Source organism: Flavobacterium celericrescens (assembly GCF_011392075.1).
GTDB classification, from domain to species: domain Bacteria; phylum Bacteroidota; class Bacteroidia; order Flavobacteriales; family Flavobacteriaceae; genus Flavobacterium; species Flavobacterium celericrescens.
The window spans coordinates 407,459-434,223 of record NZ_JAAJBV010000001.1 but is presented as its reverse complement, the minus strand read 5'-3'; the positions used below and the strand labels follow the sequence as shown (position 1 = coordinate 434,223).

General features: G+C 32.0%; 22 protein-coding genes. 11 read left to right on the top strand and 11 right to left on the bottom strand.

Annotated features, from left to right (window positions below; all coding sequences use genetic code 11):
• Positions 1-65 precede the first annotated feature (65 nt).
• Together G4L40_RS02010 and G4L40_RS02005 are read left to right on the top strand one after the other, a co-directional pair.
• Positions 66-1,700 carry a S41 family peptidase gene (locus tag G4L40_RS02010; RefSeq protein WP_166235480.1) on the top strand — a complete coding sequence of 545 codons (1,635 nt, stop codon included), beginning with the start codon at positions 66-68 and terminating at the stop codon, positions 1,698-1,700.
• A 1-nt stretch (position 1,701) separates the two neighbouring features.
• A complete protein-coding gene (locus tag G4L40_RS02005) occupies positions 1,702-2,550 on the top strand; it encodes an OmpA family protein (RefSeq protein WP_166235479.1) in 849 nt (282 codons plus the stop codon).
• Here G4L40_RS02005 and G4L40_RS02000 read toward each other — a convergent pair.
• The 4 genes from G4L40_RS02000 to G4L40_RS01985 form a co-directional block, all read right to left on the bottom strand.
• Complete coding sequence (locus tag G4L40_RS02000) at positions 2,547-2,993, bottom strand: GNAT family N-acetyltransferase (RefSeq protein WP_166235478.1); 447 nt, start codon at positions 2,991-2,993, stop codon at positions 2,547-2,549. The genes G4L40_RS02005 and G4L40_RS02000 overlap by 4 nt on opposite strands.
• A gap of 7 nt (positions 2,994-3,000) precedes the next feature.
• A complete protein-coding gene (locus tag G4L40_RS01995; RefSeq protein ID WP_166235477.1) occupies positions 3,001-3,981 on the bottom strand; it encodes a DUF4837 family protein in 981 nt (326 codons plus the stop codon).
• Positions 3,982-3,993: 12 nt separating this feature from the next.
• On the bottom strand, positions 3,994-5,526 hold the full coding sequence (locus G4L40_RS01990; RefSeq protein ID WP_166235476.1) for a lytic transglycosylase domain-containing protein: 1,533 nt from the start codon (positions 5,524-5,526) through the stop codon (positions 3,994-3,996).
• 66 nt (positions 5,527-5,592) lie between these two features.
• Positions 5,593-6,780, bottom strand: coding sequence for a phosphoglycerate kinase (locus G4L40_RS01985; RefSeq protein WP_166235475.1), 1,188 nt, complete (start codon positions 6,778-6,780; stop codon positions 5,593-5,595).
• A gap of 156 nt (positions 6,781-6,936) precedes the next feature.
• Here G4L40_RS01985 and G4L40_RS01980 point away from each other — a divergent pair, with 156 nt between their 5' ends.
• The 7 genes from G4L40_RS01980 to G4L40_RS01950 all read left to right on the top strand — a co-directional run bounded on the left by G4L40_RS01980 (position 6,937) and on the right by G4L40_RS01950 (position 13,497).
• Positions 6,937-8,088, top strand: coding sequence for a DNA polymerase III subunit (locus G4L40_RS01980; protein ID WP_166235474.1), 1,152 nt, complete (start codon positions 6,937-6,939; stop codon positions 8,086-8,088).
• A 2-nt stretch (positions 8,089-8,090) separates the two neighbouring features.
• The gene (locus G4L40_RS01975) at positions 8,091-8,480 is read left to right on the top strand and encodes a DoxX family protein (RefSeq protein ID WP_166235473.1); all 390 of its coding nucleotides are present in this window, start codon (positions 8,091-8,093) and stop codon (positions 8,478-8,480) included.
• A 73-nt stretch (positions 8,481-8,553) separates the two neighbouring features.
• Positions 8,554-9,150 carry a TetR/AcrR family transcriptional regulator gene (locus G4L40_RS01970; RefSeq protein WP_166235472.1) on the top strand — a complete coding sequence of 199 codons (597 nt, stop codon included), beginning with the start codon at positions 8,554-8,556 and terminating at the stop codon, positions 9,148-9,150.
• Positions 9,151-9,157: 7 nt separating this feature from the next.
• Positions 9,158-10,492 carry a TolC family protein gene (locus tag G4L40_RS01965; RefSeq protein ID WP_166235471.1) on the top strand — a complete coding sequence of 445 codons (1,335 nt, stop codon included), beginning with the start codon at positions 9,158-9,160 and terminating at the stop codon, positions 10,490-10,492.
• An 11-nt stretch (positions 10,493-10,503) separates the two neighbouring features.
• Positions 10,504-11,592, top strand: a complete 1,089-nt coding sequence (locus G4L40_RS01960; RefSeq protein WP_166235470.1) for an efflux RND transporter periplasmic adaptor subunit — start codon at positions 10,504-10,506, stop codon at positions 11,590-11,592.
• A gap of 3 nt (positions 11,593-11,595) precedes the next feature.
• The gene (locus G4L40_RS01955; protein WP_166235469.1) at positions 11,596-12,819 is read left to right on the top strand and encodes an ABC transporter permease; all 1,224 of its coding nucleotides are present in this window, start codon (positions 11,596-11,598) and stop codon (positions 12,817-12,819) included.
• A 3-nt stretch (positions 12,820-12,822) separates the two neighbouring features.
• Positions 12,823-13,497 carry an ABC transporter ATP-binding protein gene (locus G4L40_RS01950; protein ID WP_166235468.1) on the top strand — a complete coding sequence of 225 codons (675 nt, stop codon included), beginning with the start codon at positions 12,823-12,825 and terminating at the stop codon, positions 13,495-13,497.
• Here the strand turns inward: G4L40_RS01950 and G4L40_RS01945 are convergent.
• The 6 genes from G4L40_RS01945 to G4L40_RS01920 form a co-directional block, all read right to left on the bottom strand.
• Positions 13,486-15,762 (bottom strand): helix-turn-helix domain-containing protein, encoded by a 2,277-nt coding sequence (locus G4L40_RS01945; RefSeq protein ID WP_166235467.1) that lies wholly within the window; start codon positions 15,760-15,762, stop codon positions 13,486-13,488. The genes G4L40_RS01950 and G4L40_RS01945 overlap by 12 nt on opposite strands.
• Before the next feature lie 76 nt (positions 15,763-15,838).
• The gene (locus tag G4L40_RS01940; protein ID WP_166235466.1) at positions 15,839-16,405 is read right to left on the bottom strand and encodes an OmpH family outer membrane protein; all 567 of its coding nucleotides are present in this window, start codon (positions 16,403-16,405) and stop codon (positions 15,839-15,841) included.
• Positions 16,406-16,642: 237 nt separating this feature from the next.
• Entirely contained in the window at positions 16,643-17,491 is an 849-nt protein-coding gene (locus tag G4L40_RS01935; RefSeq protein WP_166235465.1) for a class I SAM-dependent methyltransferase, read from the bottom strand.
• Positions 17,492-17,626: 135 nt separating this feature from the next.
• On the bottom strand, positions 17,627-19,498 hold the full coding sequence (gene mnmG, locus G4L40_RS01930; protein WP_166235464.1) for a tRNA uridine-5-carboxymethylaminomethyl(34) synthesis enzyme MnmG: 1,872 nt from the start codon (positions 19,496-19,498) through the stop codon (positions 17,627-17,629).
• Between the two features lie 56 nt (positions 19,499-19,554).
• Entirely contained in the window at positions 19,555-19,974 is a 420-nt protein-coding gene (gene ybeY, locus G4L40_RS01925; protein ID WP_166235463.1) for an rRNA maturation RNase YbeY, read from the bottom strand.
• Positions 19,967-23,284 carry a DUF4175 family protein gene (locus G4L40_RS01920; protein WP_166235462.1) on the bottom strand — a complete coding sequence of 1,106 codons (3,318 nt, stop codon included), beginning with the start codon at positions 23,282-23,284 and terminating at the stop codon, positions 19,967-19,969. Before G4L40_RS01920 ends, ybeY begins: the two co-directional genes overlap by 8 nt.
• A 176-nt stretch (positions 23,285-23,460) precedes the next feature.
• On the opposite strand from G4L40_RS01920, the gene gltX reads away from it, so the two are divergent.
• On the top strand, positions 23,461-24,957 hold the full coding sequence (gltX, locus tag G4L40_RS01915) for a glutamate--tRNA ligase (protein WP_166235461.1): 1,497 nt from the start codon (positions 23,461-23,463) through the stop codon (positions 24,955-24,957).
• Positions 24,958-24,989: 32 nt separating this feature from the next.
• On the opposite strand, the gene G4L40_RS01910 is transcribed toward gltX, so the two are convergent.
• Positions 24,990-25,637 carry a PorT family protein gene (locus tag G4L40_RS01910; protein ID WP_166235460.1) on the bottom strand — a complete coding sequence of 216 codons (648 nt, stop codon included), beginning with the start codon at positions 25,635-25,637 and terminating at the stop codon, positions 24,990-24,992.
• A gap of 98 nt (positions 25,638-25,735) precedes the next feature.
• On the opposite strand from G4L40_RS01910, the gene G4L40_RS01905 reads away from it, so the two are divergent.
• Positions 25,736-26,716: an SPFH domain-containing protein gene (locus G4L40_RS01905; protein ID WP_166235458.1), complete on the top strand. Its 981-nt coding sequence runs from the start codon at positions 25,736-25,738 to the stop codon at positions 26,714-26,716.
• The last annotated feature ends 49 nt before the right edge of the window (positions 26,717-26,765 follow it).

Sequence of the window (26,765 nt, the reverse complement as noted above, 5' to 3'; positions counted from 1 at the left end):
AATGGTTTAATTTTTGCACAATATTATTTACTTTCGTAAACTAGTATCAATCAATTCATCAATTCATGAAGCGTTATTTTAAAAGAAAAATAATTTTCCCTATTGTAGCTTTAACTTTCCTGTTCATAGGAGTAAGTTTCAAAAACGATTTTTTTGAAATTGCTAAGCAAATTGAAATTTTTACTGGCGTTTTCAAAACTGTTAATCAAAATTACGTTGATGAAACCAATGCGGGTGAAATGATGGATATTGCCATAAAGAACATGTTAAAAGAGCTAGATCCTTACACTGTTTTTTTTAACGAACAAGATGTATTAAAATTCAAAATCAATAATACAGGCGAGTATACAGGAATTGGTGCCATGGTGCAACGTAAAGACGGAAAAGTTTATTTAAAAGAAATTTATAAAGGTTTTCCAGCAGATAAAGCAGGATTAAAAGCAGGTGATGAAATTACGCAAATTGGTGATGTAAATTTAAAAGAATATAAAGAAGATGCTTCTCAATTGCTTAGAGGTGCCAAAAACACAAATGTTGTTATTCAGTTTCTTAGACAAGGTAAACCACAAACGGCAACCATAATTTTAAACGAAGTAGATATCAAAGCGGTGCCTTTTTATTCGCTTTTAAAAGATAACACAGGCTATATAGTGCTTTCAAAATTTAATGAAAAAGCTAGTTCAGAAACGAAAGCCGCTTTATTGGACTTAAAACAACAAGGTGCCACAAAAATTATTTTAGATTTAAGAGGAAATCCAGGAGGACTGCTTCACGAAGCTGTAAATATTTGTAATCTTTTTGTGGCAAAAAATGAACTGATTGTAACTACAAAATCTAAAAATGTAAAACACAATCACGAATATAGAACAAAAAATGAGCCAACCGATTTAGAGATTCCACTAGCCGTTATTGTTGACGGGAAAAGCGCTTCCGCTTCAGAAATTGTTGCAGGTGCCATTCAGGATTTAGATCGTGGAGTGGTTCTTGGTAGTAGAAGTTTTGGAAAAGGTTTGGTACAACGCCCGCTTGATTTATCATACGGAACTCAAGTAAAAGTAACCATTTCAAGATATTATACTCCTTCAGGAAGATGTATACAAGCTTTAGATTATTCTAAAAAAGATGAAAACGGTAAAGCCACTAAAAAATCACAAAATGAATTCAATGCTTTTAAAACAAAAGCGGGAAGAACGGTTTATGATGGCGGTGGTGTTCTACCCGATATAGAAATTGAAGAAACAAAAACTGCGAACATTACTGATGCAGTAGTAAAAAATGATGCTATTTTTAATTTTGCTACTCAATTGTATTATAAAAACCCTTCTTTAAGTGGAATTCCAACTGTTTCTGATGTTAATTTTGCAAGTTTCAAGGCTTTCTTAAAACAAGAAAAAATAAGCTTAGACACCGAAACCAACAAAGCGCTGAAAAACGTGTTAGAAAGTGCTAAAAAAGAAAAAATAGATACTCAAATCGCTGCTGAATACAAACAATTAGAACTTGCCTTAGAAAGAAATCAAGAAGCTGAATTAGATAAAAATAAAGTCCAAATAAAAAAATTATTACAAGAAGAATTAATTATTCGCTATCAATATCGCGAAGGATTATATACTTTTTATACCAAAAACAACATTGAAATTGAAAAAGCAATTGCGCTATTAAACAATTCAACCCAATATAAATCTATTTTAAAAAAATAAAATGAAACGCTTATTATCCCTATTTCTTATCGTTTTCTCAAGTGTTACTTTCGCTCAAGAAGATGAAGAAGTGCACTCTATTTTTTTTGAATTTGACAAATACAACTTAAAAGAAGAACAAGCTGATGCTGTGGTTAATTTTGTTAGCAAAATTGATACTTCACGTATAGAATCTGTTCAAATTTTTGGGTATTGCGACGATAGAGGTAAAGATGCTTATAATTACACTTTGTCAACAAACAGAGCAAACACAGTAAAAAACAAATTAATTGAAAGAGGCATTAAAAGTAAAATCATCATTACCCTTGAAGGAAAAGGAAGAATAATGCTGGATGAAGATTTACAAACTAATATTCCGGAAGCGCGTTCAAAAAACCGAAGAGTCGATGTAGTGGTAAACTTCAAGCCTATAGTAATTGAAGACTTAAAAATTCCTGGCGTATATAGCTCAGTTCATAAAGATGCTATTGTAGGTGATAGAATTTATCTTGACAAAGTACTTTTTGAACGAGGAAGTAGCCAATTAACCTATCAAGCTAAAAAAGAATTAGATAAAATTGCCATTCAATTGCAAAAGAATAAAAACATTCATTTTGAAATTCAAGGCCATGTATGTTGTACACCTACTTTTCAGAAAGAAGCAATTGATAGAGACACCAAAAAACGTGAACTTTCTACAAACAGAGCAAAACGCGTTTACAACTACCTTATAATGAAACGCATCAGCAAAACCCGAATGACTTTTAAGGGTTATGGCAACACTCAATCTTTGAAAAAAGGAAGCGCGTTAGACCGAAGAGTAGAACTTTTGATTACTAAAAATGAAGCACCAGTAGAAAAGAAAAACTAATTTTTCTTCATCTGAATATGCGGAATATCATCCTCTAAATACATTTCACTTGTTTGGATAAAACCGTGTGATTCGTAAAATTTTTTTAAATATTCTTGTGCAGAAATAGTAATTGTTGTTTCGTTGAAATTTTCTTTTATAGCATTCATTGAAACACGCATTAAGTCGTGACCAAATTTCTTATCGCGATATTTTGGACTAACAATTACCCTTCCGATGGAAGCTTCATCAAAATAATATCCTTTATTAAATATGCGTGAATAAGCAGCCAATTCATTATTATAATACCCTAAAACATGAATTGCCTTCTCGTCTTTGCCATCAATGTCTTGATAAACGCAATTTTGCTCAACCACAAACACTTCTGATCGAAGTTGAAGTAAAGAATATAATTCTGCAGTAGAAAGCTCGTTAAATCGCTTAATTTTAAATGTAATTTCCATTTGGTTTTTATGGTGTAAAAATAACAGACTTCATCATGCTCTCTAATTCAAAAACCAAATCTCTTTTTGCTTTTGAAGGATTATAAGTAAAACCGTCTAAAATTAAATACCTATTGTTTTTTTTATCCTTTATGGCATAATTGATAAATGGTCCGGCCATAAAATCGTTTTTTAACTGCCAAGTTCCTTTCGTTTCAAAAGCAACTTTATTATCAATTTTTGTTTGTAAAAAATAAGGTGAGTATGCGGTTTCAGTAATCATCCATGTTTTACCAAATGTACCATGAATATACTTTTTTCCTAATGAATCTCTAACCGCAATGATGTTATTAACGATATTGTTGTCTTTTTCAATTATTGAAATAGGAACATCGTAAACTAATAAACTATTATATCCTGTGGGAAGTTCTCTTCTTATCCACAAAAATTTTTTAGAAACAATTTCGTATTTATAATTGTTTCGAATGGCCATTTTTACTTTAAATCTTTCTTGAATTATTTGATCAGAAATGGGTGTTTTTATAATTCGAGATTGGTTTTCAATAATTTCAGATTCTTTTAAAAATTTGATAATTTCTCCCGATTTCTGTTCAAGTAATTTTACTATTTCTTCGTTAGAAGTTGCTGTTAGATAAAAAACCTGCTGTGGATTTGCAAAAATATTTTCCTTGTGTTCAAATGAAACCTCGTTTCCTTTTTTTATAACTACAATGTTTCTGTTTTTTTTTACGGTGCCTTCAAATACTTTTGTTGGGTATTGATTTAAAGTAAAAAGCGGTTCTTCTTGAGGTAAACCATCAACTGGTGCGGCTAGTTTTTTACGGATTGTATCTCCTATTTCACCATTCCACAAATTATCATCTACAACTATGGTTATGGAATTAATTTCACCAAAAGAACTATCAGATGCTATTGACTCTTCTCCGCTCTTTTCTACGCACGAAAAAAGCGAAAAAAATGTAATTAATAACACCAATACTGGTTTCATTTTTGATGATTTTTATCCGTTGATTTTTAATTTCATCCCGGGTTGTATATTATCACCACTAATATCATTCCATTTTTTTATTTCTTCAACTGTAACTCCGGGGTGTTTCTTGGCAATTGTGAACAATGAATCTCCTTTTTGAACTGTATAAATACCGTTTTTAGTTGTATTTTCATTGTTTGAAGAAACAACTTTCTTATCAGAATAAATTTTTAACCTTCTTCCTGCTTGAATTGTATTGCCTTTTAAATTATTCCATTTTTTAAGTTCAGAAATTAAAACATTATACTTGTCAGCAATTTCGCCTAAATTATCGCCACTTTTAATAGTATAATATTGTGTTTTTCTTTCGAATTTGGGCTTTGAAACAACTGTTGAATCAACGTTTGTTGCAATAGAATCTTTTGATACAACAATTTCAGTTTTCGATTTTTCTTTAAATGTTTCCAAATATTCTAAATAAGCGTATATTTTTTCTTCGTTTGAAACAAAAAGACCCATTTTGTTTTTTGGTAATCTCAAATAGTGCGCTTTATCTGTTTCAAAAGGAATTACTTTTAACTTATAAATTGGATTCAAAAATTCTAATTGCTCAACCGGAATGTCTAATAATTCAGAAATATGCTTAAAAGACATTTGTTTTTTAATCATTATTGTATCCGTTTCAAAATACGTTAAGGTTGCCTTTTTAGGTTGTAATCCATGCTCTTTTCTAAATTCGTAAATATACATTGTAGCTAAAAAAGCAGGAACATAATTTGCAGTTTCACGAGGAAGGTTTTTACGAATATTCCAATAATTTTGACTTCCTCCAGAACGACGAATTGCTTTTGAAACATTGCCTGGACCAGCATTATAAGAAGCTAAAACCAAACTCCAATCTCCAAAAATTTCATACAAACTAGATAAATACTGACAAGCCGCTTCGGTTGCTTTTAATGGGTCATAGCGCTCATCAACATATGAATTTACCTCTAAATTGTATTGCTTACCTGTAGGATACATAAATTGCCACAATCCTGAAGCACCAACTCTAGATTTTGCTCTTGGGTTTAAAGCTGATTCAACAATTGCTAAATATTTTAGTTCCATCGGAATGTTATATTTTGCCAAATGTTCTTCAAACATTGGAAAATAATATTCAGAAATTGCCATTAATCGCTCAAAAGCTTTGGTTCTGTTTTTTAAAAAAGACTTTATCGTGTTTTCTAAAGCTGGATTATATTCAATATTAAACGGTGATTTTGCATCTAATTTTGCTAATCTTTTCTTCAAAACTTCTGAAGACAAATCATAACTTACTTCAGAATCAAAGTTTATATCCGAAATATCCGAAAACATGCTTTCAGATAATTCAATATTAGCCAATTCTGTTAACCATCGCTCGTCGATACAATTACTTGTACTGTGATTTACAAAGGTTGATTTCAAAGAATCTAAGTACGAAACTTTGGGTAATTGTAAGTTTATTTCTTTTTCTGCATTTTCTTGCCCAAAGCTAAAAAGCGACAACAAAAGTGATGCATATAGGATTGATTTTTTCATTATTGTTTTTGTTTTTTGGGGCACCGTAAAAACTAATAACTTAATTATCAGGTTTTTATTGTGTGATTATTCTAAAATAGCAGCGATTCCAGGTAAGGTTCTTCCTTCAAGCATTTCTAACATTGCGCCACCACCTGTTGACACATAACTCATTTTTGGTTCTAAACCAAACTGTTTAACCGCAGCAACACTGTCGCCACCTCCTACTAACGAAAAAGCACCATTTGCAGTAGATTCTGCTATATATTCTCCCAATGATATTGTTCCTTTAGTAAAGTTTTCCATTTCGAAAACGCCTAATGGACCATTCCATAAAATAGTTTTTGAATCTAAAATTATTCTTCTAAAAATTGCTAATGATTTTGGTCCAGCATCCAAACCTTGCCATCCGTCAGGAATGTGATTTACATCTACAATTTGTGTATTCGCATCGTTTGAAAAAGAATCTGCAGCCACTACATCAACAGGAATATGTATTTGAACTCCTTTTGCTTTTGCTTGTTTTAAAATTTCAATTGCTAAATCTAATTTATCGTCTTCACAAATTGAGTTACCAATTTTTCCGCCCAACGCTTTCACGAAAGTAAAGGTCATTCCTCCACCAATAATCATATGGTTTACTTTGTCTAAAATATTTTCAATCACCGTAATTTTTGAAGAAACTTTACTTCCTCCTAATATCGCAACCACTGGCTTTTCAGAATTTTTCAACACTTTTTCGATGCTTTCAATTTCTTTGGCTAACAAATAACCAAAGCATTTCGCATCTTGGAAAAATTGCGCAATAATAGTAGTTGAAGCGTGTGCTCTGTGAGCCGTTCCAAAAGCATCGTTCACGTAAATATCACCTAAAGCAGCTAATTTTTTCGAAAAATCGACATCACCTTTTTCTTCTTCAGCGTAAAAACGTAAGTTTTCTAATAATAAAATTTCGCCTGATTTTAGATTTTTTGCTGCATTTTCAGCAATTTCTCCGATACAATCCGAAGCAAAATGCACTTTTTGACCTAAAATTTCTTCTGTTTTTGCAACGATGTGTTGTAATGAATATTTCGCTTCAACACCTTTTGGTCTACCTAAGTGACTCATTAAAATTACACTTCCGCCATCTTTCAATATTTTGTCAATTGTTGGCTTTGCTGCCTCGATTCTTGTAGCATCGGTAACCTTAAAATTTTCATCTAAAGGCACATTAAAATCTACTCTGATAATTGCTTTTTTATTATTGAAATTGAAGTCGTTAAGTGTTTTCATTTTAAGTTTTTTTAATTCGAATGAATGCAAATATAATTTATTGTAACCTAAATCTTTATAACAAATATCATATTTAGTAATTTTTTAAAACTTTCGGTTACAGATTTTTTGCCATCTTTTCTATCAATTTTGCTAAATTTTGATTAGGTTTGTTGAATGCTTTTCAAAGATATTTTAGGTCAAGATCATATTAAAAATCACCTCACAAAAAGTGCCGAAGCCGGAAGAATTCCGCACGCCCAATTATTTGTAGGTCCAGAAGGTTGTGGAACACTTCCTATGGCGATTGCTTATGCGCAATATATTTTGTGTGGGAATGGTGGCGGAGAAAATATAGGCGAAAAATCGGCTTGTAATCTAAAATTTGAGCATTTTTCACATCCCGATTTGCATTTTGTTTTTCCGGTTGCAACCACAGATAGTATAAAAAGTCATGCGGTTAGTGATAATTTCATGGTAGAATGGCGCCAATTTTTAACCGAAAGTCCTTATGGAAGTTTGTTTGATTGGTTAAAAAACCTTGGAATTCAGAACAAACAAGGTTTAATTGGTGTTGACGAAGCAACCGAAATCAACAAAAAATTAGCGTTAAAAGCATACGAAGGTGGTTACAAAGTCATGATCATTTGGATGGCGGATAAGATGAATGGTGCTTCAGCCAATAAATTGTTGAAATTATTAGAAGAACCGCCAGCTAAAACTGTTTTCATTTTAATTACCGAAAGCACCAGCGATATGTTGCAAACCATTTTATCGCGTTGTCAAGTAATTGATTTTATTGGTTTGAGTGAAAGTGTGATTGCCGAAGCTTTGGTTTCACGTGAAAACTGCGAGCCTACTATTGCTAAAAAAATCGCACATCAAAGTGAAGGAAATTATAATAAAGCTTTACATATTTTAAGAAAAGAAGACGATGAATTTCCATTTGACGAATGGTTTGTAGAATGGGTGAGAAGTGCTTTTCGTGCTAAAGGAAATGCCGCAGCCATAAACGATTTAATCGCTTGGAGCGAAAACATTGCGTCTACAGGAAGAGAAACTCAAAAACAATTTTTACACTATTGTATTCATTTCTTTAGACAAGCTTTATTGCTCAATTATAAAGCCAATGATTTGGTTTTCTTAGAAACAAAAGTTCCGAAATTTGAATTGGAAAAATTTGCTCCGTTTGTAAATGGCGCAAATATTACAGATATTTACAAAGAATTAGAAGATGCTATTTACCACATTGAAAGAAACGGGAATAGTAAAATAATTCTAACCGATTTATCTATAAAATTAACTAGATTAATACATAAAAACGCATAATTATGACAGAAGCAGCTCCAATTTTAGTCTTAGCATTATTAGCAATTACTTTTTTACAATCTGGATATGATAAAATCAAAGATTGGAAAGGGAATGTAGAATGGTTAACTGGTCATTTTGCAAACACAATCTTAGCTAAACAAGTTCCTATGGCGCTTATGACGATTCTTGTATTAGAAATTATCGCGGGTGTGTTATGTGTTTCTGGAATCATTCAACTTTTTATTCAACAACCTGTCACAAAAGGATTAGGATATTATGGCGCAATCGTTTCTTGTTTAACATTATTGTGTTTACTTTTTGGACAGCGTTTAGCTAAAGATTACGATGGCGCAAGAACTATCGTAATTTACTTTATTCCAGCAGTTTTAGCGGTTTTTTTATTGAGTTAAATTAATTTTTGAACGTTTTTATATTTCATGTTTTAAAAACACATATCTTTGTAGTGTGAATATTCACTCACTTATGACAAATACAAACGAAATATCAATCAGACAACTTGAAATCATAGAAGTTTCAGGAAAAATACTTATTGAAAAAGGAATAAAAGGTTTAACAACAAAAACGGTTGCATCTGAAATGAATTTTTCTGAAAGTGCTATTTATCGCCATTTCAAATCAAAAGAAGAAATTTTAGTTGCTTTATTATCGCTACTAAAACAAAACATGAACAAGCGTTTAACAGCACAAATAAAACCGCAAAATTCTGCAACTGAAAATTTTAAAGCAGTTTTTACAAGTCAATTCAACTATTTTAAAAACAATCCACATTTTGTTGTTGCTGTTTTATCTGATGGATTAATAGATGAATCTAAAGAAATTAAAGCCATAATTCTTCAATTGATGCAAAACAAAATACAATTATTGGCACAAATACTTGAACAAGGAAAACAGAGCAACGAATTTACCACAGAAATTTCAACCGAAGATTTATTGCCAATTATACTCGGTACTTTTCGTTTTCAAATGTTAAAGTGGAAACTTTCTGGTTTTCAATACGATATTTCTATAGAAGGAAACAAAATCATTGAAAACTTATTGCTATTAATACAAAAGAAATGACAATGTGATGAAAAAATTTGAAAATATTCCTATACCTTCAAAAAAAGGATTTTTGATACTCTTTTCAATCTTTTGTGGATTGTCAAGTTTTTCACAAGAAGAAAAAATCGTAAATTCTTTACCAGAAGCGTTACAACTTTCGAAAGAAAAAAATTATGCTTTACAAAATGCAACATTGCAAACGCAATTAGCAAATTTGACAAAAAAAACAGCGATAGGAAATGTATTAAATCCAAGAATTCCAGCAACTGCTCAATCCTTGAATAATTTTGAACAACAAGTAAGTTTTTTACCAGGTCCAATCTTTGGATTACCCGAAGGAACTTTTAAGGAAGTTACTATGGGGCAACAATATACCAGCACCTTTTCGGTACAACCTCAATTTGATATTTTAAATTTTGGAAGTATTGCCCAAATTAAAAGTGCAAAAATCAACGAACAATTAGTTGAAAATCAAAACAAACTAAACGAGCAAAACATTTATAATCAAATTAACGGCGTGTATTTTAACTTGCTTTCGTTTGAAGCTCAGAAAAAAATTCTTCAAGAAAACATCAAAATAGCCGAAAACTTAGTTTTAATAAACCAAAACAAATTTAACGAAGGAATTACAAGAAAACAAGATGTAAATGAAGCAGAAGCTAATTTAATTGCGCTACAAGATAAATTATCGCAACTTATCTTAAATGAAAAGATACAAAAGCAAAGTTTAGCGCTTTTCTTTGAAAATGAATTTGATTTAAAACTTACAGAACCGCTTTCAAATTATGAAAATAGAGAAGATTTGGTTGCAACCAACTCCAATTTTAAAAGCGAAAACTATAAGTTACAATACCAAATGATGCAACAAGATTTAAAAATTGCTCGTTTGCAACAATTGCCTGTTTTATCTTTCATATCATCATTTAATTGGCAAAATCTAAGTAATGTAAACTATTTTGATGCGAATTCAAATTGGGTAAACTATAATTATGTAGGTTTAAAAGTTACTTGGGATTTTCCAACGAATGTGCAAAAATTAGCAACGGTTTACAATAAGAAAATTCAATTGAATCAATTGAAAAACAGCGCAGAACATTCGGAAAAAGAAAATGAATTTGCCAACAAACAACTAGAAATTGAATATGAAAAAGCGATTGAGCAATATAAAAATTTCAAAAAAATATATCTGCTAAAAAAAGACACTTTTGAAAAAAATTTCAATCAATACCAAGAACAAATTTTACCATTAGACAAGCTTCTAATTTCGCAAAATGATTTGTTAATCAGTGAGATAAATCTGGTAAATGCTTTGGCAAACATAGGATTTTCAAAAAATAAAATTGTGATAAACAACAACTAAAAATATTCAAAATGAAAAATAGTCTGCTTCTTTTACTAACACTTTCTACTTTGTTTTCATGTGGAACAAAAGAAGAAGGAAAGCCCGTTGTGCAAGACATTAAAGAATTAGTTTTTGCTTCGGGCGAATTAGAATGGGACAATTCCTATAATCTTACTGCTCAAACAGATGGAATTTTAGTAAATGCAACTTTTGACGTTGGAAATAAAGTAACTGAAAACCAAATTATTGCTTCAATTGACAATAAAACTAATGAAAACAATACCGCTTCTGCTAAAGATTTGGTAGTTATTTCCAAAGAAAACTTAACGGATAATGCTCCAGCTTTGCAACAATTACAGCAAAATATAAAGTTTGCAGAAAGCAAATATCAGCAAGATAAAACGCAAGCCGAACGCTACAAAAGATTATACGATTCGCAGAGTATTGCCAAAGTTGAATATGAAAACATGCAATTAGCCGCAGAAAATTCATTATCGCAATTGAATGCTTTGAAAAAACAGTACCAACAAGTTTTACAACAATCGAAACAAAATTACATCAACACTGAAAATCAATTGAAAAACAATCAAGTGGTTTTAGGGTATAATAAATTAGTTGTTCCACAAAAAGGAACAATTATTAAAAAGCTAAAATTTTCTGGTGATTATGTGAAAAAAGGAGATGTAATTGCCGTAATCGCAGATGAAAATAAAGTTGAAGGAGTTTTAAATGTAGATGAAAATAGTATTGGGAAAGTAAAAATTGGTCAAACCGTTTTTGTGCAATTAAACACCAATAAAAACGAAGTGTATAATGCAAAAATCAGCGAAATTTTAGCCGCTTTTGATGAGCAAACCCAATCGTTTATTTGTAAAGTAATTTTCGACAAACCTTTGAATACTTCGCTTTATGGAACGCAATTAGAAGCTAATATTCTAGTTGGCGAAAAGAAAAATGCACTTTTAATTCCAAGAAACTTTTTGGGCTTTGGAAACAAAGTAATGGTAAAAGGAAAAGACGAAGCCATTATCGTAAAAACAGGGATAGTTTCTACAGAATATGTAGAAATTTTAGACGGAATCACTAAAGAAGATGTTTTGTTGCCTTTAAAACCTTAAGCCATGAACATCAATACCGAAATAGCAAAAACGTATATTATTTCCAACAAAAAATTAACCGCTGTTGCAGCGGCTGGTGTGGTTTTAGGAATGTCTATTTATATTTTTATGAATAGCATGTTAGTTGGATTTGATAAAAGTTCGAGTGCAAGTATTTTCAAAACAACATCTCATATTCGAGTATATAAAGACGACGAAATTAGCAAGGTTTTAGTTAAAAATTCTAAAGAAAATTATGTGATTATTAATCCGAAAATTGTTCCGTCAAACAATACAATTATTAATCCGAAGTTAATTTCTGAAACCATTTTAAAACAGCCCGAGGTTACTGTAGTTACGCCTCAAGTAAGCGTTAATGTTTTTTATAACAATGGAAAATCACAAATCTCGGGATTAGCAATTGGCATCAAACCTGAAGAAGCGAATGTGATGTACAACATCAAATCGTTTATGGCCGAAGGTAATTTCGACTTATTAAAATCAAATCCAAACGGAATTATTATTGGAAGCGGAATTGCAGAAAAAATGAATGCAAAAATTGGCGATAATATCAATTTAACTTCCTCAAAAAGTGTAAACAAAACGTACAAAGTTGTTGGAATTTTTAAAACCAATAATTCAAAAGTTGATAAATCAAATTCCTATGTAAATTTAGCTAGTTCTCAACAATTATTGAAAGAAGGAGCGTCCTATATTACAGATATTAACGTAAATATTGTTGATCCAGAAAAGGCAAAAGTAATAGCTGAAAAAATTTCTAATATAACGGGTTACAAAGCAGAAGGATGGAAAGAAGCTAACGAAACTTTTATGGCTGCCAACAAAATGCGAAAAATGATTATCACTTTTGTTTCTCTAACTATTTTGTTAGTCGCAGGTTTTGGAATTTATAACATTTTAAACATGACGGTTTCACAAAAAATTAATGATATCGCCATTTTAAAAGCTATGGGTTTTAAAGGGAAAGATGTCATTAGAATATTCGTGACACAAGCAGTAACAATAGGAATCATGGGCGTTATCGGAGGAATGATTATGGCAACCGTTTTAATAACTTTTTTGAAAAAAGTATATGTTGGTGGTGATATTGGTTATTTTCCTATTGATTATGAACCTATAAAATATTTACAAGGCGTTGTTATTGGTTTAGTAATTACTTTTTTCGCAGGTTATATTCCAGCAAAAAAAGCAGCACAAGTTGATCCTGTAACCATTTTTAGAAAATAAATTATGCGTCAAACTATTCTAAAAACCGAAAATATAGATAAATATTTCTATGACCCAATTGAATTTCAAGTCTTGAAAAATATTTCATTTGAAGTCCAAAAAGGAGAATTTCTTTCAATGGTTGGAAAATCGGGCAGTGGAAAATCTACACTATTGTATGTTTTATCAACAATGGATACTGAATACAAAGGAAATTTATTCATTGATAACGAATTAATGACGGGTTTATCAACTGATAAATTAGCAGCAATTCGAAATGAAAAAATTGGGTTTGTTTTTCAATTTCATTACTTACTTTCAGAATTTACATGCTTAAAAAACGTTATGATTCCTGCAATTAAACTTGGAAAACTTTCCGAAAAAGAAATCGAAGAAAAAGCATACGAAAAACTCAAAATTCTTGGATTAGAAGATCAAGCTTTAAAACCTGCCAACAAACTTTCGGGCGGGCAACAACAGCGTGTAGCAATTGCTCGTGCATTGATAAACGACCCATTATTAATCATGGGTGACGAACCTACTGGAAATTTAGACAGTAAAAACACCAACATTGTTTTTGATATTTTTCAGGAATTAACCCAAAACTATGGCCAAACCATCATTGCTGTAACACACGATGATGATTTTGCGAAAAAAAGTGACCGAATTATAGAAATGAAAGATGGTTTAATTGTTTAAACTAGCTTTATACAACCGCAATTCATCCCAAGAGAATTGATCACCGTGAATTTCTTTTAATTCGCCTAAACTTTCGCCTTTAAAATCTTTGAAAGCAGCTCTTAAATCTGAAATTTTATCTTCTGGTAAAATGTCGGAAAGTTGCACGATTTCCATTTGGATTAACTTAGCAAAATGGTTGTAAATCGTTTGAGGTGTTAGCTTTCTGTGTTTTGCAATTTCGTAAATCGATAAGTTTTGTTTCCACAATTCCAAGGTGTCTTCGTAAGTCGATTTTTTTGGTTCTTTTGTTTTTTTCTTTTTTGAATCCGTGTAATACGAAACGTCTTCATCATCTTCTACCAAAGCTGCATGCGAAGTTCTAAAGCGTTCTGCCACAACCACTAACTTATTGATTTTGTAAGTACTCATGTCTTCCGAAATTAAATTTTTCTTCGAAATTTCTTTTCCTTCAACAATGATATTCGTTAATAATTTTGCTTTTTTAAGCTGTAAAATCGCTTTGATTTGAAGTTCTTCTAAAACCAATAATTCATCATAAAACGCTTTTACTTTTTTGATGCGTTTGACTTCTTCGATCTTCAACAACAATTCTTCGGCTACAGTGTCTAAAGTTTTAAAAAAGTACTGATAAGCCGCATCACATCGCTCTTTTACGAAATTGACATCCAAATTTTCATCGGAAAAAATTTTATGCAATTGCGACATAAATTTCCCTGAAGGTTCTAAAATTTCAGCGATTTTATCATTTTGAGTTTTTGCCCAATCGTTATGCTTTGTTTTTGGCGATTTTGGTGCTTCGGAATTGTAACTGAACAAATGATTGCGCCATTCTTGACCTAATTCTTTGAAATCAAATGAATTAAGCAAAGTATTCAACCAAAAAAACAAGGTTTCTTTAGCTAACGAATGTTGTAAAATTTCTTCAGAAGCTTTGTTTTCAGCATAACTGAGCACTTGTTCATCGCTCGAAATGCCATTCATTCGCAACGGAGAAAGCAAAATAAGCCCTTTTAACGAACGCAAACGCGATAAAGCCACGTACGCTTGTCCAGGTGCAAAAACTTGCGATACATCGAGCGCTGCTTTGTCGAAAGTTAAACCTTGACTTTTATGCACGGTAATCGCCCAAGCCAATTTGATAGGGTAGTGGACAAATGTTCCTATGACTTCTTCTTCGATTTCTTTGCTGTTTTCGTTGACTTTGTAGCGAATGTTTTGCCATTCGTAACGTTCCACTTCAATCGTTTTGTTTTCTTCTGGAAAATGAACAAAAATTTCTTTTTCGGTTAACGAACTGATGATACCCATTTTTCCATTGAAGAATTGCTTTTCGAAATTCAAATCGTTTTTAATAAACATGACTTGTGCTCCGACTTTCAACTGCAATTGTTCTTCTAATGGATAGATTTTTTCGGAAAAATCTCCGGTAATTTCAGGTAAATAAGTGAATTGTTTTCCTTCTAAATCTTTTAACGACTGAGCATTTATGGTATCTGCTTTGGAATTATGTGTGGTTAAAATAATGAAACCTTTGTTTTTCTTTAGATCAAAATCGGCTTTAACAAACTGATTTAGCAGTTGCACATCTTCCGAAGTGATTTTATTATGTCTCAAATTGTTCAGAACATCAATAAATTCCGCATCCGTTTGACGGAAAATTTTATCTAATTCAATGTATAAAGGCGGAAATTGCTGAATTACGTGCGAATGAAAAAAGAACATGCCTCGATAGTAATTCTTAAGCATTTCCCATTCTTCATTTTTTACGACAGGTGGTAATTGTAGTAAATCTCCTATAAATAATACTTGAGCTCCACCGAAAGGTCTTTCATTTCTTCGGACTTTTCGCATCATAAAATCCATGGCATCAAGCACATCAGCTCGTAACATAGAAACTTCATCGATGACCAACAATTCCATATTTCTAATAACGGAGCGTTTCACGTTATTCATTTTGAAATGACGTCCAAGTGAATCGCGATTTTCGAATTTTACAGTGTCGGAAAAATGCGGAAGTTGCTTATTATCAGGTATAAAAGCAGCAAAAGGCAATTGAAACATGGAATGAATTGTTACTCCATTAGCGTTCAAAGCGGCAATTCCTGTAGGAGCTACAACAACCGTGTTTTTATGTGTTGTGGCGATAATTTCTTTTAAAAGAGTAGTTTTTCCGGTTCCTGCTTTTCCGGTAAGGAAGATGGATTTATTGGTCTGATTAATAAATCTGAGGGTGTAATTGGCTGCGGCTGATACTTGTTCCATGTGGCGTAAAATTTTAATAAACAAATATATAGAAAGGATTAGAAATAAAAAAGTCCTGATTTCTCAGGACTTGAATTTATTTTTTTACAGCTGTTTTTTCTTCTTTTTTATCTGAAGCTTTATAATTATCATTCAGTTCTTTTAAAACTTCATCTGTAATATTATAAGCGTCTTTAGCGTACAAAATAGTAGCCGCATCACCTGTACCATATACATAATCATAACCTTTCTTTTTACCATATTCCTTGATAAAAACTTTAACTTCTTTTATAATAGAATCTCTTAAAACACCGCCTTCTTGCTGTAATTGTTGTAATAAAGCGTTTTGCTCCATACCTAATTGTTGCTCTCTTTGAGTTAATTCAGCACCTTTTTGTTGTGCCCATTGCGGTCCTTTTACTTGAGCATTTTGTTGAAAATTTTGAGCTTCAGCTTGAAAAGCTTTCACTTTTGCTTCTAAAGGACGTCCCATTTCTTGAGATTTCACTTTGAATTTTTCATCTTCTGCTTTGAATTTTTCATATTTTTCTAAAATTTCTGCAGTATCAATATATGCTGTTTTTAAACTTTCTGATTTTCCTTCATTTTTGTTACAAGCTAAAATGCTTAATGCAACGCCTAAAATTAAAATGGCTTTTTTCATTTGTTGTAAATAATTAATAATTTTTGTAAAAGTAATAATAAGTTATCAAGTTACAAATTTGTTGGTTTTTTATTTATTTTTCGATTATAAGAATTTCTTATATACTTTTTTAAAAATGATAGATTCAAGCTATTAAAAGCAGCTCTCATAGATTAATTAGATTAAATCTTTCAAAAAAAGACAATAATTCTTATCAAAACCATTAAGAAAATGGCTAAAATCGCTTTAAAATGGTTTTTACTTGTTTTTTAACACATAAATATGCGATGAAAACTCTTTTTTAAAGAATCCTGACACATTTGAGATCAAACCGATAAAAAATCCAGAAATGAAATTCATTTTTCTGGTTTTATATTTTTCTGACAAAAGTGACACATAAAAACTATCAAACCACATTGGTTTAATATCTTCAAGATTCATATTTTGTTTGTCGAATAATTTTTCAATTGCTGTTTTTGAGAAATGCCACAAATGTCTAGGCACATCATAAGCTGCCCAAAATTCTTTGTAATATTTCGCATCATACGATTTGAAATTAGGAACTGCAATAATAATTGTTCCCGATGGTTTCAATAAACGTTTCAATTCAGCAACTTGATATTCGACATCTGGAACGTGTTCTAAAACATGCCACATGGTAATTACATCAAAAGAATTGCTTTCTAACTTTTCGATAGTATCGCCAAATTTAATTCCTTTTCCAACAGCAATTCCTTTTGCTTTATCGTTTGGCTCAATTCCAAGAATATCCCAATTCTGATTTTTACATTCCAAAAGGAAATCTCCTGTTCCAGCTCCGATGTCTAAAATTTTTCCTTTAACAGGTTGGTACGAATTAATTAATTTCACTTTATCACGAATTGCTTTTCTTTTGATGAAATGATACATTTTTTCAAATAGTGTACGTTTTCCATCAGTGTGCGAAATGTAATCTTCGAATTCGTAATACGAACCTAATTTATCTAAAGTAGGTTGGGGATGTGTTTTTAAAATTTGATATTCCTCATTTAACAACAAGGAAAAAGATTCTCCAGAAACTGAAAAATCTTTAACGGTAATAAAACTTTTATCTTCTAAAAAATTCATTTATTTTATTTTTATGCGAAAGGCTTATTTTAATGGGGTTGACGACGTTGTTTCACGTGAAACATATTCAGTTGGCAGTCGCGGTGTTCAGTCGCAGTTAAATAAAAAACTAGAACCTGAGACTGAAAACTGAGACTATCGACCCATATATATTAATAACACTGAAATATCACTTGGCGAAACTCCACTTATGCGAGAAGCTTGTGCGATAGTTCGTGGTCGAATTTTATTTAATTTTTGTTTGGCTTCAATTGAAATGGATTGGATTTTATCAAAATTAAAATTATCCGGTATTATCATATCTTCTAAACGAGTTAACTTATCCGCATTATTTTTTTCCTTTTCAATATAACCAGAATATTTCACTTGAATTTCGGCTTGCTCAACTACTTCTTGATCTAAATCATGTTCTTCGATATAAGCCGCTACTTTTTTGAATTTTCTAAAATCTTCCAAATCCAATTGCGGACGAGAGAACACTTTGAACATTTTATCAGGCTGACTCATCGGAGCAGAACCTTTAGCTTCTAAGATTGGATTAGCTTCTTCAGGTTTTAAACTTGTTTCTCTGAAGAAATTTACCATCGCATCCGATTGAGAGAATTTTTGTTCCATACGAATCAAACGCTCTTCTTTAGCTAAACCAATTTCAAAAGCTTTTGGTGTTAATCTAAAATCAGCATTATCTTGACGAAGTAACGTTCTGTATTCAGCACGAGAAGTAAACATTCGATATGGTTCTTCTGTTCCTTTTGTAATTAAGTCGTCAATTAAAACTCCGATATAGGCTTCGTCTCTTTTTAAGATAAACGGCTCTCTATTCTGTACTTTTAATGCTGCATTTATTCCAGCCATTAAACCTTGAGAGGCTGCTTCTTCATAACCAGTCGTTCCATTAATTTGTCCTGCGAAATACAACCCATCAACCAACTTGGTTTCTAAAGTGTGTTGCAATTGCGTAGGAGGGAAGTAATCGTATTCGATTGCATAACCTGGTCTGAAAAATTTCACATTCTCAAATCCAGCAACCGAGCGCAATGCTTTGAATTGAATATCTTCTGGTAACGAAGTTGAGAAACCATTGATGTAATATTCGCAAGTTGTCCAACCTTCAGGTTCAACAAAAAGCTGATGGCGTTCTTTATCTGCAAAACGATTAATCTTATCTTCAATTGATGGACAATATCTCGGGCCTAAACTTTTGATTCTTCCGTTGAACATTGGACTTCTATCAAAACCTTCACGTAAAATATCATGCACTTCTAATGAAGTATACGACATCCAACAAGAGCGTTGTGTTTTTAATGGAGCCGTCAAATTAGAATACGAAAACTTTTCTGGAACTTCATCACCAGGTTGTTCCACCATTTTAGAAAAATCCAAAGATCGACCATCGACACGTGGAGGAGTTCCCGTTTTCATTCTTCCGGATTCAAAACCTAATTTCACCAAATCTTCTGTGATTCCAAAAGAAGCACTTTCACCTGCACGACCACCACCAAATTGTTTATCTCCAATATGGATCAAACCATTTAAAAAAGTTCCGTTTGTCAATACAACCGCCTTGGCTTTGATTTCCACTCCAAGAGAAGTTTTCACTCCAACCACCTTTCCATTCTCAGACAAAATTCCAGCCACCATTTCTTGGTAGAAATCCAAGTTCGGAGTATTCTCCAACATCGATCTCCATTCATCTGAAAAACGCATTCTGTCTGATTGTACTCTAGGAGACCACATAGCTGGTCCTTTTGATTTGTTCAACATCTTGAATTGGATCGCAGTTTTATCTGAAACAATTCCAGAGTATCCACCCAAAGCATCAATCTCACGCACAATTTGTCCTTTTGCAATTCCTCCCATAGCAGGATTACACGACATCTGTGCAATGTTTTGAAGATTCATTGTCACCAAAAGCGTAGAGCACCCCATGTTGGCAGCAGCAGCAGCAGCTTCACAACCGGCGTGACCAGCACCCACAACAATTACATCATATTGATTTAAAAACATCTTCTATAAATATTATGTTCCACGTGAAACATTTAAAAAAATTCTAGTTTATAAGCTTAATGTTCCACGTGAAACATTTTCATTTTTTCTTCTTCCTTTGAACGCATCAATGCTTCGTCTTTAGGAGATTTATCTTTATATCCACAGTAATGTAAAACACCGTGAGACAATACACGTTTCAATTCTTCATCGAAAGAAACATTAAAATCATTGGCATTATCTTGAACGCGCTCTATGGAAATAAAAATATCGCCTTGTACTAAATTTCCTACTGTGTAATCAAAGCTAATGATATCAGTTAATGTGTCATGATCTAGATACTCAACATTAATTTTATGCAAGTATTCATCATCACAAAAAATATAATTGATTTCTCCTTCATCAAATCCTTCTGATTCTATGATTCGAGAAATCCAATCTTCATATTGTGTTTCGTTTTCTAGCTCGAAATCTGTTTCGTAATTAAAACTAATCATTGCCTTTAAAATAGTTTTGAACCTTCTGATTAAAATTGGGTTGCAAAGGTAAGCTTTGTCTGTTTAATATTTCAACACTATTCAAATATTCTTTCAATTCCTTAGAAAGCGGAGTAGTGGTACCGTTATAGTTTTTGTCATTAGTTTTAGATTGACGTTTGGTATCTTCACCTTGTTGTTGAATTGCTTTCTCTAATTTCAAAAGTTCATGTTTTAAATTAAGCATCTTTTGTAAAGTTTCATTTTTAAAACCTTTATTTATAAGTTGCTTTTCTAATTCTTTCATCTGATTAAGAACGTTCTGCCCTTGACCAGTCATACCTTCTTTTTCCAATGCTTTTTGTAAAGCATCACGCAATTGTCTTTGCTCTTTAAGAATCTCTAATACTTTTCCCGCATTACCTTCTGATCCGTTTTCTCCCTCTTGAGAACCTTCTCCAGATTCTCCTTTACCATCCTTACCTTTTTGTTTTCCTTCGCCGGGTTTTTCACCAGGTTTTTCTCCTGGCTTCATGCCCTCTTTCATTTTTTCACCTAACCCATCTTGCTTTTTAATAATATCTGGTAATTGCATTCCAGAGCCTTGACCTTTTCCATGTTTTGGTTTTCCTTGACCTTGACCTTGCATTTCCATGCTCATTTGACTTTGTATATTACTCAAGAAATCCGCCAAACGGTTAGCAGAAGTTAAAACATATTGTTGATGAGAAGCGCCTTTAGCAATATTATTATCAGCAAGTGTTTCTAAACTCTTGTCTAAATTGTAATGTATTTCTCCAACTTCTTTAAGAATTGTCTCAGTGATTTGAGGATTGCGCATTGAAACAGCAAACAAACTATCATCGACATGTTTGAATTGCAACTTCAAATCTTGTTGTCTTTTTAAAACTTTATTTAATTCTAAAGAACGTGTTTGCGTTGCATTAGTAGTTTTAATCAGTGATTCTTCATCAAATGAAAAAGCCAATAAATTATCAAGAATTTGACGAAGTAATTTTGCGTCTTCAGCCATCTCTTTCATATCACCTGCAGACATAGAAGCGGACATTTTTTGACCCATTTCTTTCATCTTTTTGGATGCTGTTTTCTGCTTAGGTTTGGCTTTTTGCTGGTTTTGTTTTTGTAATTCACTAGAAGCTTTTTCTAAATCCTTTTTAATATCTTCTTGTTCATTCTTATCATTTGGAATATCCATAGGAGATTTTAAATCCTTATTTTCTTTATCTAATTCTTGCAATTCTTCTTGAATAGCATCAAACTCTTTATTTATTTCTTCCTGATTTTTTTCTGTGTTTTCCTTTGAATCTTCAGAAAGCTTATCTTGCTTTTCAGAAAGTTTATCTAATTTGTCAGCAATTTGCTCCGCTTTTTTCTCTACATAAAAACGTTTTGTCAACTCAACTAACTGTTCTAAATTCTGCTTTTGATTTTTAGCATTTTGTTTCAATTTATCTGCTTTGTCAAAAAGTTCTTCTTTCTCTAACTTTTTAGAAAGCTCTTCCAATTCTTTTAACAACTTTTCGTTTTTCTCAGATTGTTTTTCGGCTTCTTCTAATCTTCGTAGTAATTCTTCTTTGTCTTTATCTTGCGATTTTGGATTGAATTCTTCTAAATTTTCGGTTAGCTTTTTAGTGAATTCTTTCATCATTTCGTCTTGTTGTTTTTGACGATTGATAAAGTCTTCCACTTTCTTTTGATCTTTAAAATCAAGAGTAGATTTTTCTTTATTCATTTTTTGGAGTTTATCCAATTCTGAAATTTGCTTATCTTGATTTTGAAGCGATTTTTCTAAGCTATTGATATTTTCATTCTGCTCTTGCAGTTGTTTGTCTTCTTTTTGCTCTTCAGTAAGTTCATAATGAAGAAAAACAGAAGATTTTGTGCTTTTATAATTGTTAACTACATCATTATCAAATACTTCAAAGTAATATTCGTAATTTACACCTTCTTCAATCGATAATCCATTAGGAAACGAATAAATAAATTGGTCAACCGCTTGTTTGTTAATCGCTAAATTCGCTTTTCGAACTGCATTTGGATTTCCTTTCGGATAAAAAACAACTTGTAATTTTGATAAACCATGATCATCGGCAACTTGACCAATTATCATTTTTGATTTTAACTTTAAGGAATCAGGCGCAATTTGAACCGAGATTGTTGGATATTGATCTTTAATGGTTGCGATTTGATACGACAATTTTTCAAACTCGTTGATATTTCTGTTTGAAGTAATTATTTCATAACTTAAATTATCGGTGATTCTTCTTGAAAGCGAAAAGTTGTTTTCTTTAATAGCGAAAACACTCACTTGATTGTTCGATTTGAAACTCACTTTATCCGTAGCCAAAGCGTTAATTCTCCAATTCACAACTGTTCCTTCAGGAACAACAGCATTTCCAGTTCCTTGTATAATTTCAGATTTCTTTCCTAAGTAAGAAGGATATTGCAATACCATTTCGAAATTGGCAATCGTTGGAACATCAACCACATTAATTTGATAATCTTTTGAATTCAAACCATTAGCTTGAAACGAAAAAGTAACATCTTTTGATAGTTTTGAAAACGTATATTCGAAAAGGCCTGGCTTTGTACTTTGTAAAAAATATTCTTCATCACCAATTTGAATCGCAACATTTTCAGGCATTACTTTTCCTTGTGTTTTCACTTGAAGTACAAAATCGGAATTCTGTTGTGCGATCAAAGATTTATTCAACACCACAAATTCAAATGGTGCTGGTGGAGCAAATTTCGTCTCATAATTCACCACACGAGCAAAACTTTTCGAAATAATTTCTGAATTTCCGGTAACGAAAAACAGTATCAATAATAAAATTGGAACAATCGCATAAGGCAAAAACTTTTTGTTCTTGGCAAAATTCACAGCATTCGAAAATGGAATCGGTTGTAAAGAAGCTGCTTTCTGTTCGATTGATGCTGCTAATAATTCTGAAGTTTGGCTTTGATTCGCCAATTGTAGAAAATTCAACAACTTATCTTGTACTTCCGAAAAGTGATTACCAATGATTTCTGAAGCTTGTTCGTAATTAATTCCTTGTTGCAGTTTGAATAATTTGAACAACGGGAAAGCGATGAATCGAATCAATAAAAAAGATTCTATTCCAATGAACAACCAGAACAAAATGGTTCTTCCTGATGTGGATAACCATAAAAAGTATTCAATCAATAAGGTAAAAATAAAATACAACAAGCCCAAACCAATAAAAAGAATGACTCCTTTTATCAGTTCGTTGGTGTAAAATTTCTTGATAAACCCTTCGAGTTTATCGAAAATAATGCTTTTTGCTTCCAAAATTGTTGATATACTGTTTATAACCGATAAAAATACAACATCTTCCTAGAATTGTCAATAGGTTTTTAGTGAAACTTAACATTTGCAGCATCGGATTGTTAATAACATAATGATTTTCTAAAATCTAAATTCTAACTTCTAAATTGGAATCGTATCTTTGCACAAAATTTAATGAAATGTCAGTAAGAGTAAGATTTGCACCAAGTCCAACAGGACCTTTGCATATTGGTGGTGTTCGTACCGCTTTATTCAATTATTTATTTGCCAAAAAACATGGTGGTACTTTCTATTTACGAATTGAAGATACCGATCAAACGCGTTTTGTTCCAGGAGCAGAAGCCTATATTTTTGAAGCTTTAGAATGGTTAGGAATTGCGCCAGATGAAACCGTTGGAAAGAACGAAAAATTTGGACCTTATCGTCAAAGCGAACGCAAAGCGATGTACCAACAATATGCAGACCAGTTGATTAATTCAGGTTGGGCGTATTATGCTTTTGATACAGCAGAAAGTTTAGATGCGATGCGAAAAGAAGCTGAAGCAAATGGAAAAACATTCATTTATAATCATTCGGTAAGAGAGCAATTAGATAACTCGTTGACGGTTTCACGTGAAAAAGTGGAAGAGAGAATTACAGCTGGCGAACAATATGTTATCCGATTTAAAACACCTGTGAATGAAATTTTAGAATTGAAAGACATCATTCGTGGCGACATTAAATTTGATACGAATTTATTAGACGATAAAGTGTTGTTCAAATCAGATGGTATGCCAACGTACCATTTAGCGAATATTGTGGATGATCATTTAATGGAAACTTCGCATGTAATTCGCGGTGAAGAATGGTTGCCAAGTTTGCCTTTACACCATTTATTATACAAAGCCTTTGGTTGGAACGCACCAGAATTTGCGCATTTACCACTGATTTTAAAACCAATCGGTAACGGAAAATTATCAAAACGTGATGGTGATAAAATGGGATTCCCAGTATTTCCTTTGGAATGGAAAACAGAAGAAGGAATTTCATCAGGATATAGAGAAAACGGATTTTTCCCTGAAGCGGTGATCAACTTTTTAGCTTTATTAGGTTGGAATGATGGAACCGAACAAGAGATTTTCTCATTAGAAGAATTGGTACAAAAATTTGATTTAAACCGAATTCACAAAGCAGGAGCAAAGTTTGACCCAGAGAAAAACAAATGGTTCAATCATCAGTATTTACAAAAACAATCTGATGTAAGTTTAGCAGAAAGCTTTAAAGTGATTTTAGATAAAAAAGGAATCTCGACTTCTCTTGATTTAACAAAAGTTGTTTCTTTAATAAAAGAAAGAGCGCATTTTGTGAATGAATTTTGGGATTTAGCCGATTATTTCTTTGAAGCGCCAACAACTTACGACGAAAAAGCGGCTAAAAACTGGAAAGAGGAAACGCCAGGATTAATGCAACAAGTGATTTCAGAATTGAATAAAATTGAAGATTTTACTTCAGTTAACATCGAAACCTTATTAAAAGAATGGATGACGACGAACGAAATTGGAATGGGGAAAGTAATGCAACCGTTACGATTGAGTTTAGTAGGAGCTTTAAAAGGCCCACATTTATTTGATATTATCGAAATGATTGGAAAAGCTGAAACGGTAAAAAGAATAGAAAAAGCAATTGCTAGTTTATAAAAGAAAAGCCCTGATAATTCAGGGCTTTTTTGTTAAAGATATATCGTAATCTGACCACTAATCAAACCAATATTTCCTTTCATTTTTTCGCCAAGCAACTTAACGTTATCGTTGTTTTTTAAGTTACCGAAGAAATTCGTTAAACCATATTGGTAACCAATTCTAGCTCTTACGTTTTTAATTCCGCCATTGATTCCTACGTAGAAATTGGCGTTTATTTTTGAAACATCAACAATATCTTTAGCTATTAAACCTGGCTGGTCTAGTAATAAATTGTTTTCATCATCTTTGTCAATAGTTAGCTTACCATTAATTTGTAAAACAGGACCAAATTCTAAATTCAAATGGTCTTCAATAGCTACATAACTAGGAACAATATAAATTTGAACTGCCGACATTTTGTACATTGTTTTACCTTGCAACAATCCATTTTGAGATGGAATTGAGAAATTACTATCGGTAAAAAACATTCCGAAACTCATTTGCCAATTGTTGTAATAGTTTCCTCTAACACTCAATCCACCAATCCATCCAGCTTCTGGAGTCACAGAAAAATTATCGGTATATATACTCATTTGGGTTAAACCCGCCCCAATTCCTATTCGGTTACTGTCTTTATGTCCGCGTTGTGCTAGGGAAACACTTGAAATCATCACAAACAAAACAACTAATTTCTTCATTACTATAAATTTAGGCGCCAAAAGTAAACTTAATAATTTGTATTCTGTAACTTTTTACTTAAAAAAGCGTATAACTACAAATCTAAAAACTATAAATTATGGAGTTTATTATGTTTCCAATTTTATTTATTGGAGTAATTGTTCTTTTTTCTTCTTTCTTTACTGTAAAACAGCAAACATCGGTTGTTATTGAACGTTTTGGAAAGTTCATGAGTATTAGAAACTCGGGTTTACAGCTTAAAATCCCTATCATAGATAGAATTGCCGGAAGAGTAAATCTTAGAATTCAACAACTTGATGTTATTATCGAAACAAAAACCAAAGACAATGTGTTTGTAAAAATGAAAGTTTCGGTACAATTTAAAGTCATTCAAGAAAAAGTATATGAAGCTTTTTATAAATTAGAATATCCACATGATCAAATTACAGCCTATGTGTTTGACGTAGTGCGTGCTGAAGTTCCTAAATTAAAATTAGATGATGTTTTTGAACGTAAAGATGATATTGCAATTGCGGTTAAACGTGAATTAAATGAAGCAATGATGGCGTATGGTTATGACATTATAAATACTTTAGTAACTGATATTGACCCAGATATTCAAGTAAAAAATGCAATGAATAGAATTAATGCTGCAGACCGAGAAAAAACAGCAGCAGAGTTTGAATCTGAAGCACAACGTATTAGAATTGTAGCAAAAGCAAAAGCAGAAGCAGAAAGCAAACGTTTACAAGGTCAAGGTATTGCAGATCAACGTAGAGAAATTGCTCGTGGACTGGTAGAAAGTGTTGAAGTATTAAATAATGTAGGAATTAATTCTCAAGAAGCTTCGGCATTGATTGTAGTTACACAACATTATGACACCTTACAAGCAATTGGTGCTGATACAAATAGTAATTTAATTTTATTACCAAATTCACCACAAGCTGGAAGTGATATGTTGAACAATATGGTAGCTAGTTTTACGGCAAGTAACCAAATAGGTGAAACCATGAAAAATCAACCAAAACGTTCTAAGAAAAAAGATGATCATACATCAACAGATTATAATCCATCAGATACTTCTAACGAAGTTTCTTAATTTGATTAAAACCTATTTTTAAAACCATCAATTTTTAATTGGTGGTTTT

Excerpts from the sequence above, each read along its gene's own strand:
- G4L40_RS01995 (WP_166235477.1), bottom strand. The coding sequence starts at position 3,981 with ATGAAACCAGTATTGGTGTTATTAATTACATTTTTTTCGCTTTTTTCG.
- gltX (WP_166235461.1), top strand. The coding sequence starts at position 23,461 with ATGTCAGTAAGAGTAAGATTTGCACCAAGTCCAACAGGACCTTTGCAT.
- mnmG (WP_166235464.1), bottom strand. The coding sequence starts at position 19,498 with ATGTTTTTAAATCAATATGATGTAATTGTTGTGGGTGCTGGTCACGCC.
- G4L40_RS02000 (WP_166235478.1), bottom strand. The coding sequence starts at position 2,993 with ATGGAAATTACATTTAAAATTAAGCGATTTAACGAGCTTTCTACTGCA.
- G4L40_RS01970 (WP_166235472.1), top strand. The coding sequence starts at position 8,554 with ATGACAAATACAAACGAAATATCAATCAGACAACTTGAAATCATAGAA.
- G4L40_RS01960 (WP_166235470.1), top strand. The coding sequence starts at position 10,504 with ATGAAAAATAGTCTGCTTCTTTTACTAACACTTTCTACTTTGTTTTCA.
- G4L40_RS01950 (WP_166235468.1), top strand. The coding sequence starts at position 12,823 with ATGCGTCAAACTATTCTAAAAACCGAAAATATAGATAAATATTTCTAT.
- G4L40_RS01940 (WP_166235466.1), bottom strand. The coding sequence starts at position 16,405 with ATGAAAAAAGCCATTTTAATTTTAGGCGTTGCATTAAGCATTTTAGCT.
- ybeY (WP_166235463.1), bottom strand. The coding sequence starts at position 19,974 with ATGATTAGTTTTAATTACGAAACAGATTTCGAGCTAGAAAACGAAACA.
- G4L40_RS01910 (WP_166235460.1), bottom strand. The coding sequence starts at position 25,637 with ATGAAGAAATTAGTTGTTTTGTTTGTGATGATTTCAAGTGTTTCCCTA.
- G4L40_RS01935 (WP_166235465.1), bottom strand. The coding sequence starts at position 17,491 with ATGAATTTTTTAGAAGATAAAAGTTTTATTACCGTTAAAGATTTTTCA.
- G4L40_RS01980 (WP_166235474.1), top strand. The coding sequence starts at position 6,937 with ATGCTTTTCAAAGATATTTTAGGTCAAGATCATATTAAAAATCACCTC.
- G4L40_RS01945 (WP_166235467.1), bottom strand. The coding sequence starts at position 15,762 with ATGGAACAAGTATCAGCCGCAGCCAATTACACCCTCAGATTTATTAAT.
- G4L40_RS02005 (WP_166235479.1), top strand. The coding sequence starts at position 1,702 with ATGAAACGCTTATTATCCCTATTTCTTATCGTTTTCTCAAGTGTTACT.
- G4L40_RS01965 (WP_166235471.1), top strand. The coding sequence starts at position 9,158 with ATGAAAAAATTTGAAAATATTCCTATACCTTCAAAAAAAGGATTTTTG.
- G4L40_RS01990 (WP_166235476.1), bottom strand. The coding sequence starts at position 5,526 with ATGAAAAAATCAATCCTATATGCATCACTTTTGTTGTCGCTTTTTAGC.
- G4L40_RS01985 (WP_166235475.1), bottom strand. The coding sequence starts at position 6,780 with ATGAAAACACTTAACGACTTCAATTTCAATAATAAAAAAGCAATTATC.
- G4L40_RS01955 (WP_166235469.1), top strand. The coding sequence starts at position 11,596 with ATGAACATCAATACCGAAATAGCAAAAACGTATATTATTTCCAACAAA.
- G4L40_RS01905 (WP_166235458.1), top strand. The coding sequence starts at position 25,736 with ATGGAGTTTATTATGTTTCCAATTTTATTTATTGGAGTAATTGTTCTT.
- G4L40_RS02010 (WP_166235480.1), top strand. The coding sequence starts at position 66 with ATGAAGCGTTATTTTAAAAGAAAAATAATTTTCCCTATTGTAGCTTTA.
- G4L40_RS01975 (WP_166235473.1), top strand. The coding sequence starts at position 8,091 with ATGACAGAAGCAGCTCCAATTTTAGTCTTAGCATTATTAGCAATTACT.